Origin of the sequence: Acinetobacter guerrae (assembly GCF_009372255.1) — a bacterium.
GTDB lineage: Bacteria > Pseudomonadota > Gammaproteobacteria > Pseudomonadales > Moraxellaceae > Acinetobacter > Acinetobacter guerrae.
On the sequence record NZ_LXGN01000056.1, the window covers coordinates 1 to 24,905 of the forward strand.

Consider the following 24,905-nt stretch of genomic DNA (forward strand, 5'->3'; position numbering starts at 1 on the left):
TATGCTCGGTGTGAGTGAAAATACTAATGACCCATACAAACTGGCGTAAAATTCTGAGTGATAAAAAATTTGAAAAATTAGTCTGGGTTCAGACAGTTACAGATCACATTCCAATGCGTTTAATTTTATCGAACTGATGTAATTAATTCACTTCAAGTTCCTTAAGAATTGCCTCATTAAAAGATGCTATATCATCTGGATTACGTGAAGTAATTAATACCCAACCTCCTGTGTTACAACGGTGCACTGTTTCATCAACCCAGTTTGCACCTGCATTTTCAAGGTCTAAACGGATACTTTTATAGGACGTTAAATTTTTATCTTTAATTCGTTCTGCATTAATCAGTACCCATGGAGCATGACAAATGGCTGCAATAGGTTTTGCGTGATCTGTAAAGTATTGAATAATTTGTTTAGCATTGTCATCAAGGCGTAATTGATCTGCATTTACCGTACCACCAGGGATCACTAAAATATCGTAATCAGCGGGATCTACTTTATCCAAACTGGTCAGTGGTGTGTATGCTGGACCAAGCTTTTTATCATCTTTTACAGTTTGTACTTCACTTTGTTCGATAGCGGCATGAATAGCTTCAATTCCTTTCGATTGTAGAAATTCCAAAGGCTTTATAAGTTCATCATGTTCAATACCTGCATTGGATGTAATAAATAATGCTTTGCTTGTCATGAGATTAAATCCTATTTATTTAAATATAGGATTTAGCCTAGTCAATTCTAAGGGTTTGTCCTGTTGTAGTTTGATACCTGATCTGTTGAGATCACATTACTATGTAGAATTTATTTACATGAAAATTACTTTAAAGAAAAATAACCAGCGTAAAAAAGCCCCAACATCCTGTTGGGGCTTTTTCAAATTTATATAGTGAAGTTAACTCCTGTCAACCTGCTCACATCCTGTGATCTTTATTGTTATTTGAAAAGAAACATCCTGTTCCTGTATGACTTAACTATAGCGTAGTTAAAATAATGCTCATATTCGTAAAAATCGGCATTCTATGTAGGTAATTGCTTACATGATATTTGAGTCACTTTCATTGGATACGCGAGTTTCCGGCTTTAAAGCGACTTTCATCAGAGTACGGTGAATAAATCGGAGTTTGTCGAGAACAGCATTGGATAGCGTAAATGGATAGGCATCTTGTAAGCCCATACTACGATTTAACCCATTTAAGGCATAACTCAGGGCAAACCAATTGGTCAGGGTATGTTCAAAATCTACCGATCCGATGGGAGATTCTTTAAAGTGCATGTCTGGGTCAATGTGGTGATTAGCCTCAATATTCATACCCGTATGATAAGCGGTATCTAAGGTATCCATCATGTGTAAATAATGTGCCCAAGTCTCGGCCCAGTCTTCCCAAGGATGTGCACCTGCATAGCGGCTGATGTATAAATCTTGCCAGTGTTCGTCTGACCCCTTTTGATAATACTCTTTTAATGATTGTGCATAATCGGCGCGTTCATCACCAAAATAAAAACGAAATTCGTCTAACCATTCTGGATAAAGATGAGTCATGATATCAAAGTAGTAATGTCCACTTTCATGACGAAAATGGCCTAATACAGTCCGATAATTTTCCTGCATATCAAGACGTGTTTTTTCACGATGAACCACATCCGCCTCACTCGCATTGAGGGTAATGGTACCCGATTGATGTCCAGTCATGACGGGCTGATCGGGCATTGGCATAAGGAAATTAAAACGTAATCCGTAACGATCTTCATCGGATTTTTTTGGGCGCGGAAAAATATTAAGTTGCTGGGTTAAATATAAGAATCGGCGTTTGGCTTGTTCTAAACGTTGCCAATAGAGGATATTTTTAGGTTCTGAAAGATCTGGAATCGTATGCGTTAGTCGACAAGATTCACAGTAAATGTTTTCATCATCAAATGGAATCATCCAATTACATACTTGATGATGGGTATAGTTATAACAAGGTTTATAAAGGTGATTGTTGTCTTTAGGATTGAGGCTTTTCCACTGCAAGGAATTAATCTGTTCAAAAGTTCCAATGGTTTTTTTAGCGACTTGATAGCCCAGAAGTGCATTACAGTTTTCACAATAGGTATTGTTGAAAAAAACTTGATGCTGGCAGTTATGGCAATAAAAAACTTTCATGGGCAGTTGCAGTCTAGGTAGTGAAATGCTCCTTTATTTTAAGAGCATTTCAAGTAAAGAAAAGATTAAAAATGTGCTTCCAGACCAACATATGGGCCTTTAAACTCAAATTTAAGATCATTATTTTTATAGTCATCAAAGTCAATCTTGAGTAGACGATAACCAACTTTAGCGCCTACATCGATGAATAAATTATCGATAAACTTATATTTTGCTTCAGCACGTGCATCACTGATTTTAGTATCATCGATATTGGTATAAGTGACTTCAGCTAAGCCACTGAGTCCCGTCAAAGGCAGCTTGGCTTCTGCATTTAAATAAAGAATTGGATAAGTTTTATTAATACTAATTTGTTGATCAAGATAGTTGTTTATATCTCCATTGAGATGAGTTGCACCTACACCTATATCAAGATTAATAATGTTATCTAATACCTCGTAATACAAAATAAAATCTGTATCATCCAGATCGATATCATAGGTTGCCTGACCTGCAATATGGGATTCGGTTTGGGCATTTAAATTCACATAGCGAAGTTTGGCATTGGGTAATAACGGAATTGGATGTTCGAATGCTAACGAAAATTGCACCGATCCATCACGATCTAGATCATTTTGACGATAAAGCCCCATAGAGGGATCGATGATTAGGTTATCTGTGCCAGTATTATTTGACAGAGAAGAAGATTGTGGCTGGACTTGAATGTGTCCATCATAAAACCAGTAATCAGCGCTACCTTTAACACCGATAAAATCGGCCTGAGCCATACCGCTTATTGCTAAGCCCATGATACATAATGTAGTTTGAAGTATTTTCATCTTGAAAATCTTTCCTTGAAATTATCCAAAAATTTATTTTGAATGTTTGTTACTTAATCACAGCCGATTAATCAGCATAATCAGCGCATGATATAAGAATAAACATTGAAATACAGTGACTAATTTTAAATAAGGAGTAATTATGCCGACGAAAATCTCAACTCCACCAGAATACCCACTTTATGTGGCAGGGAAACCTGTGAAAACAGATCAATGGTTGGAAGTTCATCATAAGTTTCATGGTGAAGTGTATGCACGAGTTGCATTAGCGGATGCGAAAACCATCGAAAAGGCGACCGTAGCAGCGGTAAAAGCAGAAGCCGAGATGGCAGCCCTGAAGCCGTATCAAAAACAAAAAATTTTGTTGCATTGCGTAAAACGCTTTACTGAAGAAAGAGCTGTATTAACTGAAATCTTGATTGCAGAAGGCGGAAAGCCCCGCAATGCAGCAGCGGCGGAAGTTGAGCGTTTGATTAATACATTTCAGTTGGCTGCGGACGCAACCACTCAAATGGAGAGTGGTCGTTTGTTACCCTTAGCTGTGACTCCAGTTGCAGCAGCTTATGAGGGTATGGTGCGTCATGTACCGATTGGCGCTATTTCGCTTATTAGCCCATTTAATTTTCCGTTGAACTTAACGGCACATAAAATTGCACCCGCTATTGCAGCAGGATGTCCATTTGTTTTAAAACCTGCCAGTCTCACACCAATAAGTGCGATAAAAATTGCTGAGATATTGGCTGAAACTGATTTACCAAAAGGCGCATGGTCAATTTTACCATGTGAACGGAATGCAGCGGATATCTTGGTCACTGACGATCGTTTCAAGATGCTGAGTTTTACAGGGTCAGATCAGGTCGGTTGGGATATGAAAGCCCGCGCAGGGCGTAAAAAGGTCACGCTAGAGTTAGGTGGCAATGCAGCAGTGATGATTGAATCAGATACAGAGATCACAGAGGCGTTGATAGACAGACTGATTGCTGGAGCTTACGGTCAATCTGGACAAGTATGTATTAGTGTACAACGCATTTTGGTACATGCTGATCTCTATACTGAGCTAAAGAAAAAATTAGTGGCTAAAGTCAAAAAACTCAAAGCTGGAGATCCAGATCTGACAACCACTATCGTGGGGCCAATGATTAAGGAAAAAGAAGCAGTTCGATTAAAAAAATGGCTCGATAAAGCAGAGAAAAAAGGAGCAAAAATACTTGCAGGTGGAGTTTTGGATGGAGTGATGTTTGAAGCGACACTCATAGAAAATGTCGATGAAAAACTTGAAATTTATAAAGATGAAGCTTTTGGGCCTATCGCCATTTTGGAAAAATACAAAAATTTTGAGCAGGGTATCGCTAAAATTAATACCAGTCGTTTTGGTTTACAGGCAGGAATATACACTCAAAATTTAAATAAAATGATGTATGCATGGCAGCATTTGCATGTCGGCGGCGTCATTATTAATGATATTCCGACTTTCCGTGTCGATAATATGCCTTATGGTGGAGTCAAAGATTCAGGTCTTGGACGTGAAGGGATTCATTCAGCAATCCGTGATATGCAGGAAGAACGATTATTGGTGATTAAACAGAGTTAAGCTGTTTCATCATAGTTTAGGCTGGGTGTGTGTGAAAACAAGCACTCGGTGTAATTCCAAAGTATTGCCTAAAGCTGGCGCTAAAAGCACTCTGACTGGAAAACCCCAGATCTAGGGCAATACTCAAGATTTTTTCTCCCTGACTCAGCCGTTCAAGTGCCAGTAATAATCTGGCCTGTTGACGCCAACGCCCAAAGCTAAGACCTGTTTGTTTTTGAAAGTGCCGTTGAAAGGTAATTTTACTCATATTGAGTTGCCGACTAATTGTATCGATAGTCAAATGATGTTGAGGCGTTTGCAAAATTTCCTGACATAAATGCTGTAGATTTTTTTCAGTTGGCCACGGCAGAAAAAAGGGTAAAACAGGCATCTGTTGTAGCTCATCTAATAACAATTGATTGATTCTTTCTTCACGAGTATTGGGTAAATAGGGGTCATGAATTTCACTACTGGCATGAATTAATTCACGCAACAAAGCTGAAATTTTGATGACGCAAATAGCTAATTCGAACTGAATATTGAGTTCAGGGGCAATAAAGATTGAGCGCATATGCACATCATTTAGCATAGTAATCGCATGGGGTGTATTGGGTGCTAGCCATACACCATGTAGGGCAGGAACAATCCACTTTCCTTGATGCGTTTCGACCAACATGCTGCCTTGTACCGCATATAAAAGCTGTGCTCGCACATGTTGATGCCAAGTAAAATAATGATGCTGTGGATAGAGTGCAGATAAGCAATAAAGTGGACTTTGTGCTATCTCAAAATATTCGAAATAATTAGGATCAGACTGCATATTGAACTGATATTTTGGCGACAATTCTTGAGATTTTATCGAAATACTTTCACATTAAATAGTCTTACAATATCGCGATAGCATGATAGGAGTGTGGCTTTGGAACAGTTAACTGTCGAGTTGATTCAAACGGTACAGCAACTCAATGATCGTTTACAAAGTATTGCAGAGGCGCTTAATCAATATAGCCTGCAAGCAACGGTAGATCATCGCCTGTTTGAGCAAGCCATCGCCTTTCGTTGGGAGAAAACCGATGATATGCGTCATACGGGACAACTGATTGCGACTCGACATCCACAACTGAGTTCATTTAATGCATTGTGTAATGTTGACCAACAACTTAGTAAAGTTAAAGACAATACTGAGGCTTTTGTTAAAGGTTATTTTGCTAATAACGTCTTGCTCACAGGTGCACGTGGAACGGGAAAATCCTCTATCGTCAAAGCCTGCTTAAATGAGTTTCATGCACAGGGATTACGGATTATTGAGCTTGAAAAGAAAGATCTGAATGATTTGCCTAAAATCGTCAACTTGATTGCAGACAGACCAGAACGATTTATTATTTTTTGTGATGACTTGGCTTTTGAAGCGGGTGATACATCCTATGCAGGTTTAAAGACAGTACTAGATGGTTCATTGTCGGCGAGTGCAGACAATGTTCTAATTTACGCTACCTCTAATCGTAAACATATGGTGACGGAATATCAGCGTGATAATCAGGAATTTTTTGCCACTGAAAATGGAGAAATCCATCCTGGAGATAGTATAGAACAAAAAGTTTCTTTGGCAGATCGCTTTGGCTTACAAATCCATTTTTACTCTTTTTCACAAGCTGAGTATTTAAATACAGTCAAACAATGGTTACATGAATATGGCTGGCAGGATGATGAAATTGAGCAAGTGAAACAGCAAGCGATTCAGTATGCAACCCAAAAAGGTAATCGTTCAGGTCGAATTGCCAATCAATTTGCCAAAATGCTGAGTGGGCAAAAAGCATTACAGCGCGATCGACAAAAATAAGTTCCACGTGGAACTTATCTCAAATCCAATTGAGATAAAAGAGAAAGCAGGTCTTTCTCTTTTTTTATTTTTGAAAGAGGATTGTTTAGTTAGATTAAATCTTTAAACCCATCACAAAAGATCCTAAATTTTAGAAAAAATAAACAAATAAGTCATAAAACATCAAAACTATGCTTTTTTTACAGCAAAATAAGAGAAAATCAGCAAAAAAGAAGGTATTGTTCAACCATTAGAAAGACAAAAAATACATGACTATCTTTAAGGAAGACGGAATAATTTTTTGTCTGTGTGGACATTAAAAATGCTCAAAAGGCAAAAATGAAGTCCAGACCAAAACAAATTTTTAAAATGGTACTTATCTTGCAATGTTCAATAACTAATCCAAGCAAGATCAAGACGAAGGATGATCATTTATGACTGATACCCGTGAAAACTGGTCTTCACGATCTGGTTTTATTATTGCTGCCGTTGGTTCAGCAGTTGGTTTAGGTAACATTTGGCGTTTCCCTTATGTGGCCTATGAAAATGGTGGCGGGGCATTTCTAATTCCGTATTTATTAGCACTTATTACGGCAGGATTACCTCTTTTATTTTTAGATTATGCAGTCGGACATAAAGCCCGAAACTCACCACCTAAAGCCTATCGAAGATTGTTCCGTGGTGGAGAAACACTAGGTTGGTGGCAGGTCTGTGTGTGTATCATCATCGGGCTGTATTATGCGAGCGTGCTAACTTGGGCAGGCAGTTATATTTACTTTTCCATTGGGCAAATGTGGGGAAGTGATCCAGAAGGCTTCTTCTTTAAAACATATTTACAAACGACAGATGCAAAGGGTTTTGACTTACGATTTGTTGGGCATCTTTTTTGGCCAATTGTCGGGATTTGGGCGGCGACCTTAATCATTCTTTATGGTGGAGTGAAAAAAGGTGTAGAACTCTCCAATAAGATTTTTATGCCTTTACTGTTTGTTTTATTCACAATTTTGGTGGTTCAGGCTTTGCGTTTACCGGGCGCAGTACAAGGACTGAATGCATTTTTCACCCCCAATTGGGCAGCGATGATGGACTATAAAGTCTGGCTAGCTGCATATGGTCATACTTTTTTCTCTTTGTCGGTTGGCTTTGGGATCATGGTGACCTACGCATCTTATTTAAAACCTAAAACTAACCTTACAGGTTCGGGTCTCATTGTTGGCTTTGCCAATGCTTCGACTGAAATTTTGGCAGGTATCGGGATTTTTGCTGCATTAGGATTTATGGCGCATGCTGCGGGTACAGAAGTTAAGGACGTTGTAAGTGGCGGTATTGGACTTGCATTTATTGCCTTTCCAAAAATTATTTCAAGTTTAGGTGCTGGGGCTGATTTGTTCGGTCTTTTATTTTTCTCTTCACTTTTTGTGGCGGGAATTTCTTCCATGGTCAGTATTTTGGAAGTTCCTATTGCAGCCATGCAAGACAAACTTAAATGGGGGCGTAAAAAAGCGGTCACGATTATTGGTGGTGGTAGCGCACTGGTTTCAATCTTTTTATTCTCAAGTGTAAATGCCATTAAACTGGTGGATATTGTAGATCACTTTATCAATAACATCGGCATTATTGGTGGTGCATTGATTTCGATTGTTGCAGTTGCATGGTTTAAACGTTCTGCATTAGTGCAATTAAGAGATCATGTAAATGCAATTTCGACCATTCAATTAGGTAAAGGTTGGGATTTTACCCTCACCGTGATTACTTCTTTGATTCTATTAACAACACTCAGCATGACTGTTTTTAATTTGATCAAAAATGGCTATGATACTTATAGTATGAGTTTACAGGGTGTATTTGGCTGGGGCAGCGTTATTTTCTGTGCTGTTGTGGCTATTGTATTAAGCAAAATGAAAGATCGCTAGGAGGCAATATATGAATACTTCCGCAATTATAATGATGATCATTTCTATGGTGTTTGTATGGGGCGGTCTGGTTCTTTCGATTATGCATTTAAGCAAACATCCTGAAGAACTAGATGAAGTGCTAGATGAAGTTAAAGATCAGCATACGCTTTGATTTTTAAGTATTAGAATAAATTGATTTATTGAAAATGAAAGTCATTATCATTTATGATGATGGCTTTCTTTTTTGAGGAGCAATCACAATGTCGTCATTGTTTGGCCCAGATGTCTGGATTGCTTTTGCAGTCACTTTTTTAGCGGGTTTAGCAACATTGGTCGGTGGTGCGATTGTCCTGTTTTTTAAGCAACCGAGCTTTCGTCTTTTATCTTTTGGTCTGGCATTTTCTGGTGGGGCGATGGTGTATGTCTCACTGACCGAGATTCTAAATAAATCATGGCATTCTTTTTCTGAAATTTTTCAAGATAAAGTCGCATATGCTTATGCCACTTTTGCATTTTTAGCGGGTGTGATTTTAGTTTTATTACTTGATCGATTTGTACCGAATCCACATACCATGGTTGAAAAGAGCGCAAATCTGCAACTGGATCAGGCACAAATTCGTCGTACTGCTTTACTTACTTTATTGGCGATTACAGCACATAATTTTCCCGAAGGTTTGGCGACCTTTTTTGCGACTTTAGACAGCCCAACATTGGGTACGCCTCTGGCGGTTGCCATTGCGATTCATAACATTCCTGAAGGTATTGCAATTGCTGTTCCTGTTTATATTGCCACACAAAAGAAATCGATTGCGATTATGGCAAGCTTATTGTCTGGTTTAGCAGAACCTTTTGGAGCAGCGTTAGGGTATTTTGTATTGGCGCCTTTTTTGGGACCGATGGTTTATGGCATTGTATTTGGTCTGATCGCAGGGGTGATGGTGTATTTATCTCTGGATGAATTATTACCTACAGCTAAACGTTATTCCAAAGGACATGAAACGGTGTATGGTTTAGTTTCTGGTATGGCAGCTTTGGCGCTCAGTCTGGTGCTATTTAAGTTTGTTTAACGGCATCATGGGTGGTGATAAAAAAGTCGCAATTAAGCGACTTTTTTGATTTTACAATAATAAAAGCCATCGCCCTGACCAGTGGCTGGAAGTAACTGGCGACCATGAATTTGTTCAATTCCCCAAGTTGCCTCGATTTTTATTTCTTCAGCATTGGCATGTTCAGCAAAAAACGTAATCATTTGCTGTTCATTTTCAGCTTTTAAAATCGAACAGGTGATATACAGCAAAGTGCCGCCTACTTTAAGTTGTTGCCATAAATTCTGCAAAATCTGTTTTTGCAGTTCGATGGTTTGGGCTATATCACTAGATTGACGCAATAAACGGATGTCTGGATGACGACGGATCACGCCTGTAGCAGAACAAGGGGCATCTAGAACAATACAATCTAACGCCTGATCTGCTGACCACGTCGTTGCATCTGCAGCAATGATCTCAACATGACTTTGATCAAGTTGTAAACGCTGTAAATTTTCAGTGACCCGAAGTAAACGCTTTGAATCCTGATCTAAGGCAATCAAAGACTGCGGTTTAAATTTTTCTAGCATATGTGCCGTTTTACCACCTGGCGCGGCGCAAGCATCCAAAACGACTTGATCGTTTAAATCGGGTAACAGTGTGGCACAAAGCTGAGCATGTTCATCCTGTACCGAAAACCAGCCCTGTTCAAAACCCGGCAATGCTGTAATTTGAACAGATTGCTCTAATACAATACCCACCTCTGACACGTGACACGCACGTGCCTGAATTTGTTCAGCCTGAAGTTTAGCAAGATAAGCATCACGCCCAATATGGCGCTGGTTAATTCTTAATGTGAGCGGTGCTGTTTGTTTGAGTTGCTGACATAAATCATCGACTTGTAGCGGCCAGTCTTTTTTCAAACGTTTATACAGCCAGCTTGGAAGCCCATGCGCTTGTTGTAAATGTTGTTGAAAATCTTCGGTTTCCCGCGTAGCACGACGTAAAATGGCATTCACAATGCCGCTTAAAGCATGAAAACCGAGTTGTTTACTGGCAGTGACTGTTTCTGAAATGGCAGCATGTGCAGGGATACGCGTACACAATACTTGATATAGCCCAACGTACAAACAGGTTTCCACTGTTTCATTATTCAGAGGTTTGGTCAATAAAGGTAAGGTGATTGCTTTAAGTGCATACCATTGGCGTAGGGTTCCCAATACCAGTTCATGAAACAAAGCGCGATCACGTTCTGGAATTTCACTCAGTTGCTGATGTAATAAGCTCGCTAAAGATTGACCTTGTTGCACCTGTAAAAGTGTTATCACGACTTGTGCACGTAAATTAAGTTCGGTACTTGGACGCGGAAATTGTTTCATGCCAATACTTGCCCAATATTAAGTTTTTGCGTTTGTAGAATTTGTACAGGATTTAAAGCTTTACCACCTGGCCATTGTAATGAACTCAAGCAGACTGCACCTGTACCACAGGCGACATGTATGCCATTTTTATCTATGGCAATAATCTCACCTATTTGAGCATTTTCATTGCTGAAAGAAGAAATACTGGAATTCCAGACACGTAAGTTATTGCTCTCATCAAGCACAATAAAAGCGACGGGCCACGGATTAAAAGCTCGGATATTGCGGTCTATCTGAACCGCATCTAGCGCCCAGTCAATTTGTGCTTCAGGTTTTGTGAGTTTGTGAGCATATACTGTTTGACTCTCATCCTGAACCTGACGGGTATGCAAATAACTTTGTAGACTCTGTTCTGACTCTAGCACTTTGCAAATAGCTTCTGCGCCTTGAATTGCCAATTTTTCATATAAACTGGCAGATGTATCCGTGGCTTGAATATCATAAAAGGTTTTGTAGAGCATATCGCCTGTATCAAGACCTGCTGCCATTTGCATAATCGTAACACCTGTCTGGGTATCACCTTCGGCAATGGCACGTTGAATAGGTGCTGCACCTCTCCAACGTGGTAATAATGAACCATGAATATTCAGGCAACCATACTTTGGTGTATCTAAAACTGCTTGTGGCAAAATCAGACCATAAGCTGCAACGACCATGACATCTGCACCCAACTCAGCCAGTTGTTGCTGAGCCGCAAGACCTTCTTCTGTCGATGCTTTAAAATGTAAAGGTTGATAAACAGCTAAATTGTGTTCAAGCGCGAGTTGCTTGACTGGAGAAGGTGTGAGTTTTTGACCACGACCTGCTTTGCGATCTGGCTGAGTGTAAACAGCAACAATCTCATGTTCTGTTTGAAGTAAGGCAGCCAAAGCCGTAGAGGCAAATTCAGGTGTTCCTGCAAAAATAACTTTCACACATTCACTTCCATAAAAACTTATCGCTATTATAAGGCAAAACCGCGTTTAAGCCTAAAATCCAGTGATTATTTGCGTAATTACAATGGCTTAAATGGCATATTGGGTGTGTTTGAGCATCATTATTTTTATTAATAACAAAAGGTAATGCAAAATTAAAAAATTATTCATGAAAGTTTTGTATTCAATTTTAAACAGATCGGTTTATATTGAACTTTCTATTACCCCAATTTTATGGTTTTGTGATGAGCAGCGTGCATCGAATGTGCCTTAAAATGAAAGTCATTTTTGCTCATCGCTTAAACACTAAGCTGTAGTATGATGTAAGAATCTGCTGAAATAGCCTAATTTAGCCAGAGACCCATTTAGATTTGTCTCAAGCACAACTTGTTGGAAACGCAAATGCCTGATTATCGTTCAAAAACATCTACGCACGGAAGAAATATGGCTGGTGCGCGTGGCTTATGGCGCGCAACAGGAATGAAAGATGAAGACTTTGGTAAACCGATTATTGCGGTGGTGAACTCATTCACTCAATTTGTTCCGGGTCACGTACATCTTAAAGATCTGGGGCAACTGGTGGCTGAACAAATTCAGGCGGCAGGCGGTGTGGCTAAAGAATTTAACACCATCGCGGTCGATGACGGTATTGCGATGGGGCATGATGGCATGCTGTATTCATTGCCTTCGCGTGATTTGATTGCAGATTCTGTCGAATATATGGTCAATGCACACTGCGCCGATGCCATGGTGTGTATTTCAAACTGTGACAAAATCACCCCAGGCATGTTAATGGCTTCAATGCGCCTTAACATTCCAGTGGTTTTTGTTTCTGGTGGCCCGATGGAAGCAGGTAAAGTCAAGATTCGTGGCAATGAAAAAGCGATTGATCTGGTCGACGCAATGGTTGTCGCTGCGGATGACAGCTATACAGACGAAGAAGTACAGGCTTTTGAACGTTCGGCTTGCCCAACTTGTGGTTCATGTTCAGGTATGTTTACTGCGAACTCAATGAACTGTTTAACCGAAGCATTAGGTCTGTCTTTGCCGGGTAATGGTTCAATTGTAGCGACCCATGCAAACCGTAAAAAACTATTTGAACGTGCGGGACAATTGATTGTTGAATTGGCAAAACGTCATTATGAACAAGATGATTACAGTATTTTGCCACGTTCAATTGCCACCAAAAAAGCGTTTGAAAATGCGATGACGCTAGATATTGCCATGGGCGGTTCGACCAATACAGTGCTGCATTTGTTGGCAGCGGCACACGAAGCCGAAGTCGATTTCACGATGGATGATATCGATAACCTGTCGCGTAAAGTGCCTGTGTTATCAAAAGTTGCTCCTGCAAAACAGGATGTACACATGGAAGATGTACACCGCGCGGGCGGAATTATGGCAATTTTAGGTGAGCTGGATCGTGCGGGTTTACTAGACACCTCCGTGAACAGTGTGCATGAAAAAACGTTAAAAGATGCACTGGATAAATGGGACATCATTCGTACCGAAGCACCTGAAGTTTATGAGTTCTATCGTTCTTCACCAGGCGGTATACCGACTCAAGTGGCATTTTCACAAAATCGTTATTATTCGACACTGGATGGTGACCGTGAAAAAGGCGTAATCCGTAATGCTGAACATGCTTTTTCTCAAGACGGTGGCTTGGCTGTTCTTTACGGTAACATCGCTTTGGATGGTTGTATCGTCAAAACAGCGGGTGTCGATGAATCCATTCTCAAATTTACAGGTACAGCCCGTGTTTTTGAAAGTCAGGATTCAGCCGTAGAAGCAATTTTAGGTGGTGATATTAAAGCAGGTGACGTAGTGGTCATTCGCTATGAAGGCCCACGTGGTGGTCCGGGTATGCAGGAAATGCTATATCCAACCAGTTATCTTAAATCTAAAGGTTTGGGTAAAGACTGTGCTTTGATTACCGATGGTCGTTTCTCAGGTGGTTCTTCTGGTCTTTCAATTGGTCACGTATCTCCAGAAGCTGCAGAGGGTGGTGCAATTGGTTTGGTTCACGATGGCGATACCATTGAAATTGATATTCCAAACCGTACCATTCACTTAAATGTTGATGATGCAACAATGGCACATCGCCGTACGGTGCAAGAAGAAAAAGGCTGGCATCCAGTTGAAGAGCGTAAACGTAAAGTGTCCAAAGCATTAAAAGCTTATGCGATGCATACTACCAGTGCAGCACGAGGTGCGGTACGCGAAGTTTAAGCATACCCACTGCGTTTATAAAACACTCACTTTTGTGGGTGTTTTTTTATGGAAAACGGTCATTTCAATGTTAAAGTATAATGCATTATGCTGTTCTGTCTTATTTAACTTATTGTCCGATAAAAATTTATTAGAGGCTTGATTCATGTCACTGTTACGCCGTTGGTTTGATCCTATTCGATCGAGTTGGTTTTACCAAAAGCCCTCTCGTCAGGCGGTGTTATCAACAGAGCAGGGTTTGAGTATTTATTTACGGCTAGACGATGTCTATAGCTATCTTGCAGTACAGCAACTGACGCAACTGGATGAAATTTTAAGTGATGAGTTAAAACCACTTAAAGTCATTATTTCGCATCAGGCCGCAGAACCCCCCAATGGCATGACTGCACTGGAATGGCAAAATTATTGTTTTAACGATGCCAAAATTTTGGCCAAACAACACCGCTTTAGTTTTGATGAAACACCTGAACCTCCCGCAATAGAAGCCTTGAAGCAAGCCGAACTTATTCTAAAAAATACACCTTTACAGGGAAAGAATTTCCTGTATTTGCTTGAAGATGTCTTTCACATGCTGTGGCAACAGCAATACGGTAAATTACGTACCCTCTATACCATGGCAAGCCAACAGCAAAGCCCTCAAAGTTTTCCAGAACGTATTTTTAATGATGTTCCTGTTGCTGCCAGTTTCTTTGAGTTCGGCGGACGAAAATATCATGCGGTAGATGATTTACTCCGTTTAACGCGTCGTTTAAAACAACAGAAATTATTAACGGGCAATCCGATTTTTTTGATTAACCATATTGAATGGCGTGAACATTTACTGAGTGATGCCGAGGAGTTGGCAGATATTCAGGCCATGCATCCTGAACTTGATTTATTTATTGCGCTTGAGGACCCGATTAGCTGGTTGTTATTGGCTTATATCCGCGAAGAATTGGCCAATTACTATAATATTCAGCTCACGGTTTATCCTCTGAGTTATCAGGGTCGCGATTTATTTGACTGGAGTTTAGCGACACGATTATCCAAGCGTACAGATATCGCATTTACACCGTTTTGTCGTCCGACTCAGCAAGCGACACTGGACATGGCACGACTGTATTATAGTACTGCTGAAGAACAACGTGTTGATGCCATTTATGATATTTTACAGGCAGTCTGGACCAAAGGTAAGGATCCATCCTATAAAACGCATTTTCATGTTTTACAACAACAGCTTGGTATCGACGCTTTAACTGAGGAAGATATCGCAGTTTTATTGGCTGATAATGATCGCTTATGTCAGGACAAACACCAACCCGATTTCCCTGTACTGGAATTACGTATAGAAGGACAACGCTATGTATTTAATAGCTTGTATAGAGTCTGGATGATTGAAAGCATCTTTAGTAGTGTGCTTGAAGAAAAATATAAAACAGAAAGTCTGGAAGGCTAAATTTCCTTTGTTTGTGTTCAAATCCCCATAAAATTCAAATTCATCTCCTTAAAAAAACTGCGTTCGACCTTAGGTAGAACGTAGTTTTTTTGTTTTTTCTTACTAGATTGTTTAACAAAAAATAGCCTAAATGTTGGCAAAAGGTATGTTTCTTATGCTAAATATTTGTGCAAATAATAGATGGCATTTTTCTTATAAATACAAATTGAAACAGTTGGTATTTATAAGAAAATTGGAGCTATCTTATGATGACGACATCAAATCGTGATTTAAAATTACATCGTATTGTGATCGTGGGTGGAGGTGCAGGAGGTCTTGAACTTGCGACACGTCTGGGTAACAAACTTGGCAAACGTCAAAAAGCCGAGATTATTTTAGTCGATGCTGCTTTGACGCATATCTGGAAACCCTTGTTACATGAAGTGGCAGCGGGGACCTTAAATTCTTATGAAGATGAATTGAATTATTTTGCCCATGCAAATCAACATCATTTTGAGTTTTTTCTGGGGCATTTAAAAGATATTGATCGTCAGAGCAAAGAAATCATACTAGATGTTCTGCGGGATGAAGAAGGCAAGGACATTGCACCTGAACGACGCATTGGTTATGACACATTGGTGATGGCGATTGGTTCAACCTCCAATGTTTTTGGCACCTCAGGGGCAAAGGAACACTGTATTTTTCTGGATTCACGTCCACAGGCGGATCGCTTTCAGCGTGAATTTTTAAGTATGTATATAGAAGCACAAGCTAATCATTTAATGCACCGCCATCAGAATAATTTGAATATTGCGATTATTGGCGCAGGTGCAACAGGTGTTGAATTGGCTGCCGAATTACATCATGCGGCAAATGAGTTTTCTAAATATGGACTGAACAGTATTGATCCAAAAGATGTCAATATTAGTTTAATTGAAGCTGCGTCGCGTATTCTCCCTGCACTGAATGAACGTGTATCTGAACGTGCCCAGAAAGAGCTTGAAGACATTGGAGTAAAAGTTCTGACAAATTGTCGGGTTACGCATATTGATGCCGATAAAGTCTTTTGTGAGGGAGACTTACAAATTGCTGCGACGCTTAAAGTCTGGTCAGCAGGAATTAAAGCTCCAGATTTTCTTAAAGATATAGCAGGACTGGAAACGAATCGAATCAATCAATTGGTGGTTCGACCAAGCTTGCAGACCACATATGACGATAGTATTTTTGCGATGGGGGACTGCGCCTGCTACATCCCTGAGGGTCAAGAGCGACCTGTCCCACCGCGTGCGCAAGTGGCTAATCAGGAAGCTATATTTTTGGCAAAAGCATTAGAAAACCGTTTAAATCATAAACCATTGGGGCAATTTCAATTTAAGGACAAAGGCTCACTGGTTTCCTTAAGTGAACATAGTAGTGTTGGAAGCATTTTCAACAATATTAATGTTGAAGGTTTTGTCGCACGAATGATGTATGTTTCACTTTATCGTTTCCATCAGGTTGCATTACATGGCGTATTTAAAACCGCTTTGATGATGATGACTGATTTATTATCCAAAACTGCATCACCAAAACTCAAAATGCACTAATGCTGGGCAACAGCTAAATCTTTTTGATACATCATCTAATTTAAACCACTTTCCTATGACAAGTGATCTATATGCTCGCTTGTCATAGAGATTACTGCGCATGCTGTATTTGGGAAAAATCACAGACATTGAACACTAAGCTTTCAATCAAAATACATCCTGAAAAAACACCTTTTCCTGATTTAATCTGAACTTTCAAACACGCATGGGTTGCTATTGCCTGCATCCTTATAGCTGTTTTATTTTTAAAAATAATTCAGTAACAACAATGTCATATCGTTTTTTAAATTTAAATAATTTGTATAAATCGAAATTAACTCAAACTATTTTTACTTATAAATAGATGTATTTAAAAGTGGGGGTATTTGATTTTTTATACGTCAGATTAATAAATTTAATAATTAAAATAGAATAGTTTTAAAATTTATTTAATATATTTTTCGTATCACAGTGATAATTAAATAGTATTTAAATTGTGGTTTTGGTTGTTACTTAATATCAAAAAAAAGTAATGTATTTAATTTACTATTATTCATGTTGTTTGTTAAAGAAATAAATTTTTTATTTAAGTAATTGATATTATTTAATTTTAATATTTTTATAAATAATTTTAATGTCTAAAAATAATACTTTTATTTAATTTGAATCTGTATTAAATTAAAGCTGTTATTGATTTAAGACCAGATGGATTTGTTTGTTTTAAATCATGGCTGTGGCATATTAATTGCTATATTTATTTTAAATTTGGTTATTTTTATAAAATTATGAAAATAACACTATATTTTTGCTTTAAACAAATATTTTAGGTTTTAAAAGCAGGTCTATAGTTATTAATTGATGCAGCAATCAAAACGATTTTTTTATAAGGGATATTTCATGTTAAAACATCTTCAGTTCGTATTCGCCCCAATCGTACTTTTAACTATGGCGCCACAGGTGATGGCAGGCGATGTGCTAGACAGAATCAAGCAAAAAGGTTCGATTACCATCGGTTATCGTGAGTCAGCAGATCCTATTTCTTATATTGCAAATGGCAAGCCCGTAGGCTATGCACTTGATATTTGTCAAAATGTTGTCACAGAAATTAAAAAACAACTTAAAACACCACAATTAAAAATTGAATACAAAGCTGTGAATTCAACCAGCCGAATTCCAGAAGTTTTGGCAGGTAATGTTGATATTGAATGTGGAACGACCACGAATAATAAACAACGTCAGCAACAAGTGGCGTTTTCTACCAGTTATTATGTGGCTGATGTTCGTATGGCAGTTAAAAAAACATCTAATATTCAAACCTTAAAGCAATTAAATGGCAAAGCTGTCGTGACTGTACAAGGTGGAAATCCTGAAAAATATTTAAAAATAAGTGCTAAAAAAGCAAATATCAATATTATTTCATTAGGTGGTAAAGATCATGCCGATGCATTTTCAATGCTATCTTCAGGTCGCGCAGCAGCCTTTGTAAACGATGATATCGGTCTTGCAGGTTTAATTGCTAAGTCTGCGAATCCTAAAGATTATGAAATTGTCGGTCCTACTTTGTCTTCTGAGCCTTATGGCATCATGTTTGCCAAAACTGATCCTAAACTCAAAAGTATTGCAGATGGCGTGGTCAATCAGATGTGGAAATCTGGTCAAATGGATCAACTTTATAAAAAATGGTTCCAGTCCCCAATCCCACCTAAAAATATAAATTTAAATCTTGCGCCAAGCGGCTCTTATAAAGCATTAAAAGCTAAACCAAATGATGTTGGTATTTGAGACTAAATTGAAAACGAACATTAACTTGAATTGAGCAAGCGTTGCGCCGTTGACGGTAGTTTTAATTCATAATTTTAATTTTCAAATTTATAAACCATTGCAAAAAAGCAATGGTTTTTTATTTTGGCTTTCATCATATAGCCTCAATCTTTGCTTGAGGCCATCTACCAAAAACATGAATAGGAACTTTTACCTGACTCCATTAGCATAACCTTATTCAAACTACAGAGTCCGTTGCTGATGGAAATGTTGGCTTTAGTCATCATCGTATTTATGTTAGCAGGCATGGTCAAAGGTGCGTTGGGTTTGGGACTACCTACCGTCGCAATGGGATTGCTGACCATTGTGATTGCACCATTTCAGGCGGCTTCTTTGCTGATTATTCCCTCCATGATTACGAATTTTTGGCAATTGTTTGCAGAAGGGCGGGTCTGGAGCCTGATCCAACGTTTTTGGTTGTTGTTACTTGGGATTATTGTCGGCACTGTATTTAGTTTTTTACCGACTTTAAGTCAGGCGACAGGTAAAACCAGTGAGGTTTTATTGGGTGGAATGCTCATCGTATATGGTCTATATGGTTTATGGGTTAAACAACTCCCCAATCTCGCACCTTATGAAAAATGGTTGTCACCCATTATTGGTTATTTGGGTGGTGCTTTAATTGTTTCAACAGGCGTCATTATTATTCCTGCGGTGCCTTATTTACAGTCTTTGCGTTTGAAACGGGATGATTTGGTACAGTCATTAGGTTTGGTTTTCACCTTATCGACGATTTGTCTGGCCATTTATTTACAACTTCATAGCACAGCAAGTATGCACATTGATTATGGTTTGGCATGGATCGCTGTAATTCCAGCAGTTTTCGGGATGTGGCTTGGGCAAAAATTACGTTATCGCATACCTGAGCAACGTTTTCGCCGTTTTTTCTTTATTGGACTCATTTTATTAGGTGCTTACATGGTTGTACATTAAGCGCTAATGGGCTGAGGTTTGTTTTCGAGTAAGAACTGGGCAAAATCTTGATAGCTTGCAGAAAGATTAGAAAAATGACGAGCAGCTAACAGTAATTTGCGATTTGCCCATGCACCTGTGAGCGCAATTGTAGAAAACGCATAAAGTTTTTGTAAATGCGAAGCAGCACGAAGTGGCATAATTGCGACACCGACACCATTGGCGACAACTTGAGCCATCGCACTAAAGCTAGGTAAGCGTAAACGATAGTGCAGTTGGTGATGAAGATGTTTGGCTTGTGTTTCTATGGATTGTTGTAATGAGTGATGTGGCAGAAGTCCAACAAAATCTTCCTTTAAAATTGCTGCAAAATCCAATTGTCCATGTGTGGCTAAAGGATGATCTGGTGCGCAAATAAATACCAATGGATCTTCAGCAAAAACGTGTGTTTCCAATGCATCATTTGGGGCAAAAAAACTGGAAATCAGTCCTAGTTCTGCCTGACCTTTTTGTAATGCAGCAATAATGTCATTACTCTCTGCCTCATGCAATTCAATCTGAAGTTGTGCATGTTCGATCAGATATTTGGGCAATAACATGGGTAAATATTCGCTTTGTGCAGATGAATTACACCATAAAGTCAGTTGCTGTGTGGTTTTACGCTGGAAAGTCTGCATCTCTTGTTCTAATGAGTCGAGTCCATAGATCAGATGTTGTGCATGTTGTAATAGGGTTTGACCTGAAATAGTCAATTCAACGCCTGTCGCATGACGAATAAACAAGGCGCTCTGAAAATGTCGTTCGAGTTTTTTAATGCGTTCACTGGCTGCCTGTAAAGAAATAGCTGAACGTTCAGCCCCTTTAGTAAGGCTGCCTGTATCCACCACATGTAAAAAAAGTTGTAGATCAAAAAAATCAAAGCGCATAAGCCATTCGGTGAGTATTAAGCATGACAAAGTCATGATAACCAAAAATGATTGATTCAAGATTTAATTTCATAAAAAAAGCAGCCTTATGGCTGCTTGAAGATTCAAAAAAAGAATATTTTAGCTTTTATCTTTTAGGCCAAAAAGCCAATTGAGTAAAATCGCAGCGAACGTTGCTGTTCCGATTCCACCTAAATTGAAGTTGCCAAACATGAGTTCAAAGTTACCTGCACCCAAAATAATCGTGACCGCAGCAACAATCAGATTTTTGTTGTTGGAAAAATCAACTTTGTTTTCAAGCCAGATTTTTGCACCTGCAATCGTAATTAAACCAAAGACCACAATCGAAGCACCTGTTAGCACGGCGCTAGGGATGGTACTAATTACGGCACCAAATTTAGGCGATAATCCGAGGAAAATTGCAAAGATCCCTGCAATGACAAAGACAATAGTGGAATAAACACGAGTGACTGCCATGACCCCAATATTTTCACCATATGTGGTCATCCCTGGCGCGCCCACACTACCTGACAATGTAGTCGCAATACCATCAGCGACAAAAGCCTTACCCAGATAAGGGGTTAAGTCTTCACCTGTCATGGCACCTACTGCTTTGATATGTCCTAGATTTTCAGCCACTAAAATGAGGGCAACAGGTGCAATAATGAGCATGGCATTGGTTTGAAAGGTGGGTGCAGTCAAGCTTGGCAAACCAAACCACGGTGCAGCCGAAATTTGTGAAAAGTCAATTGGTTGACCCAACCCTAGTCCATTGGTGGTAATCGCATAAATCAGATAAGCGATGAGTAGACCAATCAACAGCAATAAACGCTGTAATAGCCCGCGTGTAAATACGGCGATAATGCCCATACACAACACTGTAATCAGCGCCATCCACATATCAAATGGATGACCAGCCACTGCTTTAACGGTGACTGGTGCTAAATTTAAACCAATAATCATGACCACTGCACCTGTAACTACAGGTGGCATCAATTTTTCAATCCAACGGGTACCTGTCAGCATGACCATAAAACCAATAATGGCATAAATCACACCACACGCGACAATACCGCCAAGTGCAACGCTAATATTCGGATTTGCACCTGAACCTGTGATATGTCCTGTCGCAGCAGCTACAACGCCAATGAACGCAAAGCTCGAACCCAGATAACTTGGAACACGCCCGCCTGTCATAAGGAAAAATAAGATGGTACAGATGCCTGACATCAGGATCGCAAGATTTGGGTTAAAGCCCATGAGTAACGGAGCCAATACGGTCGAACCGAACATGGCAAATGCATGTTGAATACCTAAAACTGCACTTTGAGCAGGGGGGAGATACTCATCGGTCGCAACAGGACGATGATCAATCTGCCCTTGATACGGACGCCATTTTGGAAACCAAGTGGACATAAAATAAACTCTAATTGTTTTAGCTGGCGCACATCATACTCTTTCTTTGATGATGGTTTAATTGCTTTCTTGGCAACGGGTAAATGAAGGCATTTGATTTTTATTTTATTTTTACCAAATGGTAAATTTATGGAAAACTTAACTTAAAGATATATCAGAAGATTGAAGAGATCACGTGATGTGATAAACAGCCGATCAAATTTGATAAGAAATTTAAAACCCAAACAAAAAATTGTAAAAGGTAATTGGGTAAACTTGTTAGGCAAGCTCTTTATTTTGAAAAGAGATTACCTAACAATATTTAAAAAAAGCTTTTAGCCTGTATTGCGTAGACCAGCGGCAATTCCTGCAATACTCACCATTAAAGCATGGTCAACAGGAGTATGTTCAGCCTGTTCAACGTTTAAATAACTTCTACGCCGTTTCATGAGTTCTGCCTGTAGCAGATGTAGCGGAAGCAAGTAAGTTTTGCGAACACGCATGGCTTGATCCAGCACTTCATTATTACTGAGTAACTTGGATTCGCCTTTCATGGCAAGTAAGGTCTGGACTGCGTCTTTAAGACGTTGGCGTAGTTCAGTACCAAGCGCTTTTAAGTTTTCGTCCTGAGTTAAATGAGATTCATAATACAGAGCAATACCGCCATCCGATTTCGAGAGAACCATTTCTAGCATATCAATTAAAGTCTGGAAATAAGGCCATTGTTGTAGCATCTCATCCAGTGTTTCTTTTTTACCTGCATCGATAATCTGGTTAATCGCGGCACCTGTACCTAACCATGCAGGTAGCATTAAACGAATTTGTGTCCATGCAAATACCCACGGAATTGCCCGTAAAGATTCAATTCCACCACTGACTTTACGTTTAGCGGGACGAGAGCCTAAAGGCAACATTTGTAATTCAAGTTCTGGTGTAACAGTACGTAGATATTGCACAAAATATGGATTTTCACGTACTGTTTCACGATAGACCTGCACCGAAATATCGGTCATTTGATGCATCAGTTCGCGCCATTCCTGTTTTGGAATAGGAGGTGGTAACAAGGTCGCTTCAAGCGTTGCCGCGGTATAAATTTCCAGATTTTGTAAGGCAACTTCTTCCAGACCAAATTTAAAACGAATCATTTCGCCTTGTTCAGTCACACGAATAGCACCAGAAATAGAACCAGGAGGCTGTGAAAAAAGTGCCTGTTGAGTGGGAGCACCACCACGACTGATCGAACCACCACGACCGTGAAACAGGGTGAGTTGAATCCCATGTTGTTTCGCAACAGCAGTCAATTCTTCTTGTGCGCGATATTGTGCCCAGTTCGCCGACATAAAGCCTGCATCTTTGGCCGAGTCTGAATAGCCAATCATGACTTCATGCTTGCCATGAATGTGTTGTTTGTACCACGGCATATTGAACAGCGTATTCATGGTCGCTGCTGCACCGTCCAGATCTTTCAGGGTTTCAAATAACGGCACCACACGAAGAGGATGCAAAATACCTGCTTCTTTTTGAAGCAATAACACTGCCAGCACATCACTGGCATATTCAGCCATCGAAATAATATAAGCACCTAAACTTTCGGGTGGTTGAGCTGCCAATGTCTGCATTGTGGCAAACACTTCTTTGACATCAGGATGCTGAATCAGGCTGTTTTGCGGTTCGTCCAAATGTCGTGGAAGTAACGGACGCTTACTTTGTAATTCCTGAATCAAAAAGTTTTGACGAGCTTGTTCTGTCCATGACTCAAAATTACCCAATCCAAGATATTCGGTAATGGCTGAGATGGCTTGACGATGCCGACCAGATTCCTGACGAATATCCAGTTTAAGTAGTTCAATGCCAAAACAATTTACCCGATAGATAAAGTCCAGTAATTTACCATTGGCAATTTCTGGTAAATTCGATTCGATCAGTGAACGATGACACAGTAATAACGGCTCTAGTAACTCACTTTTAGTATGGATAATCTGGCTATCATCGGCTTCAAAACCTTGTAAACGCTGTGCTAACCAGTTTCGTGTCGCTTTTAGGCGTTGGCGAGTCTCACGTAAATATTCGCGGTATGGTTCAGGGTGTTCATAGCCTAATGCTTGTTTTAGCTCATCCGAACAAGCCTGAATAGACAGTTCCCAACGTAAATCTTCGATATCACGTAGATACAAATCTGCCGCTTGCCAGCGCGATAACCATAAGACTTCTTGCGTGATATTGTGAGTCACATTTGGGTTGCCATCACGGTCACCGCCCATCCAAGAGGCGAAACGGATGGGTGAAATTTCTAGTGGTAATGTGGTATCACAATGCTCTTGAACCAATTCATTCAGTTCACGTACAAACTTGGGTACTGCATTCCATAGTGTTTGTTCGATGGTGGTAAAACCCCATTTGGCTTCGTCTACAGGGGTTGGTCGGTTATGACGAATTTCATCCGTTTGCCAAGCGGAACAGATCAATTCTTTAAGATTATTCAAAACTGCCTGACGTTCACGTGGCGTTAATTTTTGCTGATCGAGTCGTGCTAAATCTTCATTAATATCATCATATTTCTGAATGAGGGTACGACGGCTGACTTCGGTTGGATGCGCGGTCAATACCAGTTCAATATTAAGCTGACAGATTTGTTCAAACAATTGTTGTGATGAAATCTGGCGTTCTTTAAATTTAGCAAATAAATGAACCAAAGGATTTGGAGAGGGTGTCTGTTCATCAAACTCACTGCGGCGGCGGCTCCGCACGACATTGTATTGTTCAGCAATATTGGCAAAATTAAGAAATTGAGAAAAAGCACGAGTCAACGGCAGGATTTCTTCATCCTTTAGACCCAAAAACAGTTGTTCCAGTTTTTTTTCGGCTTCTGCATGTCCATCGCGTGTACCTTTGGCTAAGGCGCGAATTTGCTCAACCTGATTAAACAAATCTTGTCCAGCGTGCTGTTTTAGGGTTTCTCCCAGTAAATTACCCAGTAGACGCACGTCCTCGCGTAAAGGAGCATCAATTTGTTGAATCATGGCGTTGGCTCTCCTGCT

At 39.7% G+C, this 24,905-nt stretch carries 19 protein-coding genes; 10 read left to right on the forward strand and 9 right to left on the reverse strand.

The window, feature by feature from the left end; translation table 11 throughout:
- Positions 1–142 precede the first annotated feature (142 nt).
- From A7A69_RS13375 to A7A69_RS13385, 3 genes are all read right to left on the reverse strand, one after another.
- Positions 143–688: a type 1 glutamine amidotransferase domain-containing protein gene (locus tag A7A69_RS13375; RefSeq protein ID WP_152878061.1), complete on the reverse strand. Its 546-nt coding sequence runs from the start codon at positions 686–688 to the stop codon at positions 143–145.
- A 342-nt stretch (positions 689–1,030) separates the two neighbouring features.
- Positions 1,031–2,140: a zinc-binding metallopeptidase family protein gene (locus tag A7A69_RS13380; RefSeq protein ID WP_152878063.1), complete on the reverse strand. Its 1,110-nt coding sequence runs from the start codon at positions 2,138–2,140 to the stop codon at positions 1,031–1,033.
- Between the two features lie 65 nt (positions 2,141–2,205).
- Positions 2,206–2,958 (reverse strand): TIGR04219 family outer membrane beta-barrel protein, encoded by a 753-nt coding sequence (locus A7A69_RS13385; protein WP_152878065.1) that lies wholly within the window; start codon positions 2,956–2,958, stop codon positions 2,206–2,208.
- Between the two features lie 142 nt (positions 2,959–3,100).
- On the opposite strand from A7A69_RS13385, the gene A7A69_RS13390 reads away from it, so the two are divergent.
- Positions 3,101–4,549: an aldehyde dehydrogenase family protein gene (locus A7A69_RS13390; RefSeq protein WP_152878067.1), complete on the forward strand. Its 1,449-nt coding sequence runs from the start codon at positions 3,101–3,103 to the stop codon at positions 4,547–4,549.
- Positions 4,550–4,565: 16 nt separating this feature from the next.
- On the opposite strand, the gene A7A69_RS13395 is transcribed toward A7A69_RS13390, so the two are convergent.
- Entirely contained in the window at positions 4,566–5,348 is a 783-nt protein-coding gene (locus A7A69_RS13395) for a helix-turn-helix domain-containing protein (RefSeq protein WP_152878069.1), read from the reverse strand.
- Between the two features lie 162 nt (positions 5,349–5,510).
- On the opposite strand from A7A69_RS13395, the gene A7A69_RS13400 reads away from it, so the two are divergent.
- The 4 genes from A7A69_RS13400 (at position 5,511) to zupT (ending at position 9,309) form a co-directional block, all read left to right on the forward strand.
- On the forward strand, positions 5,511–6,368 hold the full coding sequence (locus A7A69_RS13400) for an ATP-binding protein (RefSeq protein ID WP_421721597.1): 858 nt from the start codon (positions 5,511–5,513) through the stop codon (positions 6,366–6,368).
- A gap of 413 nt (positions 6,369–6,781) precedes the next feature.
- On the forward strand, positions 6,782–8,260 hold the full coding sequence (locus tag A7A69_RS13405; RefSeq protein WP_120371237.1) for a sodium-dependent transporter: 1,479 nt from the start codon (positions 6,782–6,784) through the stop codon (positions 8,258–8,260).
- Positions 8,261–8,270: 10 nt separating this feature from the next.
- A complete protein-coding gene (locus A7A69_RS13410; RefSeq protein ID WP_004986166.1) occupies positions 8,271–8,414 on the forward strand; it encodes a methionine/alanine import family NSS transporter small subunit in 144 nt (47 codons plus the stop codon).
- A gap of 88 nt (positions 8,415–8,502) precedes the next feature.
- Positions 8,503–9,309 carry a zinc transporter ZupT gene (zupT, locus tag A7A69_RS13415; RefSeq protein WP_152878073.1) on the forward strand — a complete coding sequence of 269 codons (807 nt, stop codon included), beginning with the start codon at positions 8,503–8,505 and terminating at the stop codon, positions 9,307–9,309.
- 32 nt (positions 9,310–9,341) lie between these two features.
- On the opposite strand, the gene rsmB is transcribed toward zupT, so the two are convergent.
- Positions 9,342–10,646: a 16S rRNA (cytosine(967)-C(5))-methyltransferase RsmB gene (gene rsmB, locus A7A69_RS13420; protein ID WP_152878076.1), complete on the reverse strand. Its 1,305-nt coding sequence runs from the start codon at positions 10,644–10,646 to the stop codon at positions 9,342–9,344.
- Positions 10,643–11,602, reverse strand: coding sequence for a methionyl-tRNA formyltransferase (gene fmt / locus A7A69_RS13425; protein ID WP_187349231.1), 960 nt, complete (start codon positions 11,600–11,602; stop codon positions 10,643–10,645). Before fmt ends, rsmB begins: the two co-directional genes overlap by 4 nt.
- Positions 11,603–12,004: 402 nt before the next feature.
- On the opposite strand from fmt, the gene ilvD reads away from it, so the two are divergent.
- From ilvD to A7A69_RS13450, 5 genes are all read left to right on the forward strand, one after another.
- Positions 12,005–13,834, forward strand: a complete 1,830-nt coding sequence (ilvD, locus tag A7A69_RS13430; protein ID WP_120371241.1) for a dihydroxy-acid dehydratase — start codon at positions 12,005–12,007, stop codon at positions 13,832–13,834.
- Positions 13,835–13,979: 145 nt separating this feature from the next.
- On the forward strand, positions 13,980–15,269 hold the full coding sequence (locus tag A7A69_RS13435; protein ID WP_152878078.1) for a hypothetical protein: 1,290 nt from the start codon (positions 13,980–13,982) through the stop codon (positions 15,267–15,269).
- Positions 15,270–15,514: 245 nt separating this feature from the next.
- Entirely contained in the window at positions 15,515–16,834 is a 1,320-nt protein-coding gene (locus A7A69_RS13440) for an NAD(P)/FAD-dependent oxidoreductase (RefSeq protein ID WP_152878080.1), read from the forward strand.
- A gap of 876 nt (positions 16,835–17,710) precedes the next feature.
- Positions 17,711–18,595, forward strand: coding sequence for an amino acid ABC transporter substrate-binding protein (locus A7A69_RS13445; RefSeq protein ID WP_152878082.1), 885 nt, complete (start codon positions 17,711–17,713; stop codon positions 18,593–18,595).
- Between the two features lie 240 nt (positions 18,596–18,835).
- On the forward strand, positions 18,836–19,567 hold the full coding sequence (locus tag A7A69_RS13450; RefSeq protein ID WP_152878084.1) for a sulfite exporter TauE/SafE family protein: 732 nt from the start codon (positions 18,836–18,838) through the stop codon (positions 19,565–19,567).
- Here A7A69_RS13450 and A7A69_RS13455 read toward each other — a convergent pair.
- The 3 genes from A7A69_RS13455 to ppc form a co-directional block, all read right to left on the reverse strand.
- Positions 19,564–20,472, reverse strand: a complete 909-nt coding sequence (locus A7A69_RS13455; RefSeq protein ID WP_206669011.1) for a LysR family transcriptional regulator — start codon at positions 20,470–20,472, stop codon at positions 19,564–19,566. The genes A7A69_RS13450 and A7A69_RS13455 overlap by 4 nt on opposite strands.
- A 120-nt stretch (positions 20,473–20,592) precedes the next feature.
- Complete coding sequence (locus A7A69_RS13460; RefSeq protein WP_152878086.1) at positions 20,593–21,888, reverse strand: solute carrier family 23 protein; 1,296 nt, start codon at positions 21,886–21,888, stop codon at positions 20,593–20,595.
- 314 nt (positions 21,889–22,202) lie between these two features.
- A complete protein-coding gene (gene ppc, locus A7A69_RS13465; protein ID WP_152878088.1) occupies positions 22,203–24,887 on the reverse strand; it encodes a phosphoenolpyruvate carboxylase in 2,685 nt (894 codons plus the stop codon).
- Positions 24,888–24,905: the final 18 nt, after the last annotated feature.

Bases quoted from the DNA above. Each gene is read 5' to 3' on its own strand.
- A7A69_RS13375 (WP_152878061.1), bottom strand. From the start codon at position 688: ATGACAAGCAAAGCATTATTTATTACATCCAATGCAGGTATTGAACAT.
- A7A69_RS13380 (WP_152878063.1), bottom strand. From the start codon at position 2,140: ATGAAAGTTTTTTATTGCCATAACTGCCAGCATCAAGTTTTTTTCAAC.
- A7A69_RS13385 (WP_152878065.1), bottom strand. From the start codon at position 2,958: ATGAAAATACTTCAAACTACATTATGTATCATGGGCTTAGCAATAAGC.
- A7A69_RS13390 (WP_152878067.1), top strand. From the start codon at position 3,101: ATGCCGACGAAAATCTCAACTCCACCAGAATACCCACTTTATGTGGCA.
- A7A69_RS13395 (WP_152878069.1), bottom strand. From the start codon at position 5,348: ATGCAGTCTGATCCTAATTATTTCGAATATTTTGAGATAGCACAAAGT.
- A7A69_RS13405 (WP_120371237.1), top strand. From the start codon at position 6,782: ATGACTGATACCCGTGAAAACTGGTCTTCACGATCTGGTTTTATTATT.
- A7A69_RS13410 (WP_004986166.1), top strand. From the start codon at position 8,271: ATGAATACTTCCGCAATTATAATGATGATCATTTCTATGGTGTTTGTA.
- zupT (WP_152878073.1), top strand. From the start codon at position 8,503: ATGTCGTCATTGTTTGGCCCAGATGTCTGGATTGCTTTTGCAGTCACT.
- rsmB (WP_152878076.1), bottom strand. From the start codon at position 10,646: ATGAAACAATTTCCGCGTCCAAGTACCGAACTTAATTTACGTGCACAA.
- ilvD (WP_120371241.1), top strand. From the start codon at position 12,005: ATGCCTGATTATCGTTCAAAAACATCTACGCACGGAAGAAATATGGCT.
- A7A69_RS13435 (WP_152878078.1), top strand. From the start codon at position 13,980: ATGTCACTGTTACGCCGTTGGTTTGATCCTATTCGATCGAGTTGGTTT.
- A7A69_RS13440 (WP_152878080.1), top strand. From the start codon at position 15,515: ATGATGACGACATCAAATCGTGATTTAAAATTACATCGTATTGTGATC.
- A7A69_RS13445 (WP_152878082.1), top strand. From the start codon at position 17,711: ATGTTAAAACATCTTCAGTTCGTATTCGCCCCAATCGTACTTTTAACT.
- A7A69_RS13450 (WP_152878084.1), top strand. From the start codon at position 18,836: ATGGAAATGTTGGCTTTAGTCATCATCGTATTTATGTTAGCAGGCATG.
- A7A69_RS13455 (WP_206669011.1), bottom strand. From the start codon at position 20,472: ATGCGCTTTGATTTTTTTGATCTACAACTTTTTTTACATGTGGTGGAT.
- A7A69_RS13460 (WP_152878086.1), bottom strand. From the start codon at position 21,888: ATGTCCACTTGGTTTCCAAAATGGCGTCCGTATCAAGGGCAGATTGAT.
- ppc (WP_152878088.1), bottom strand. From the start codon at position 24,887: ATGATTCAACAAATTGATGCTCCTTTACGCGAGGACGTGCGTCTACTG.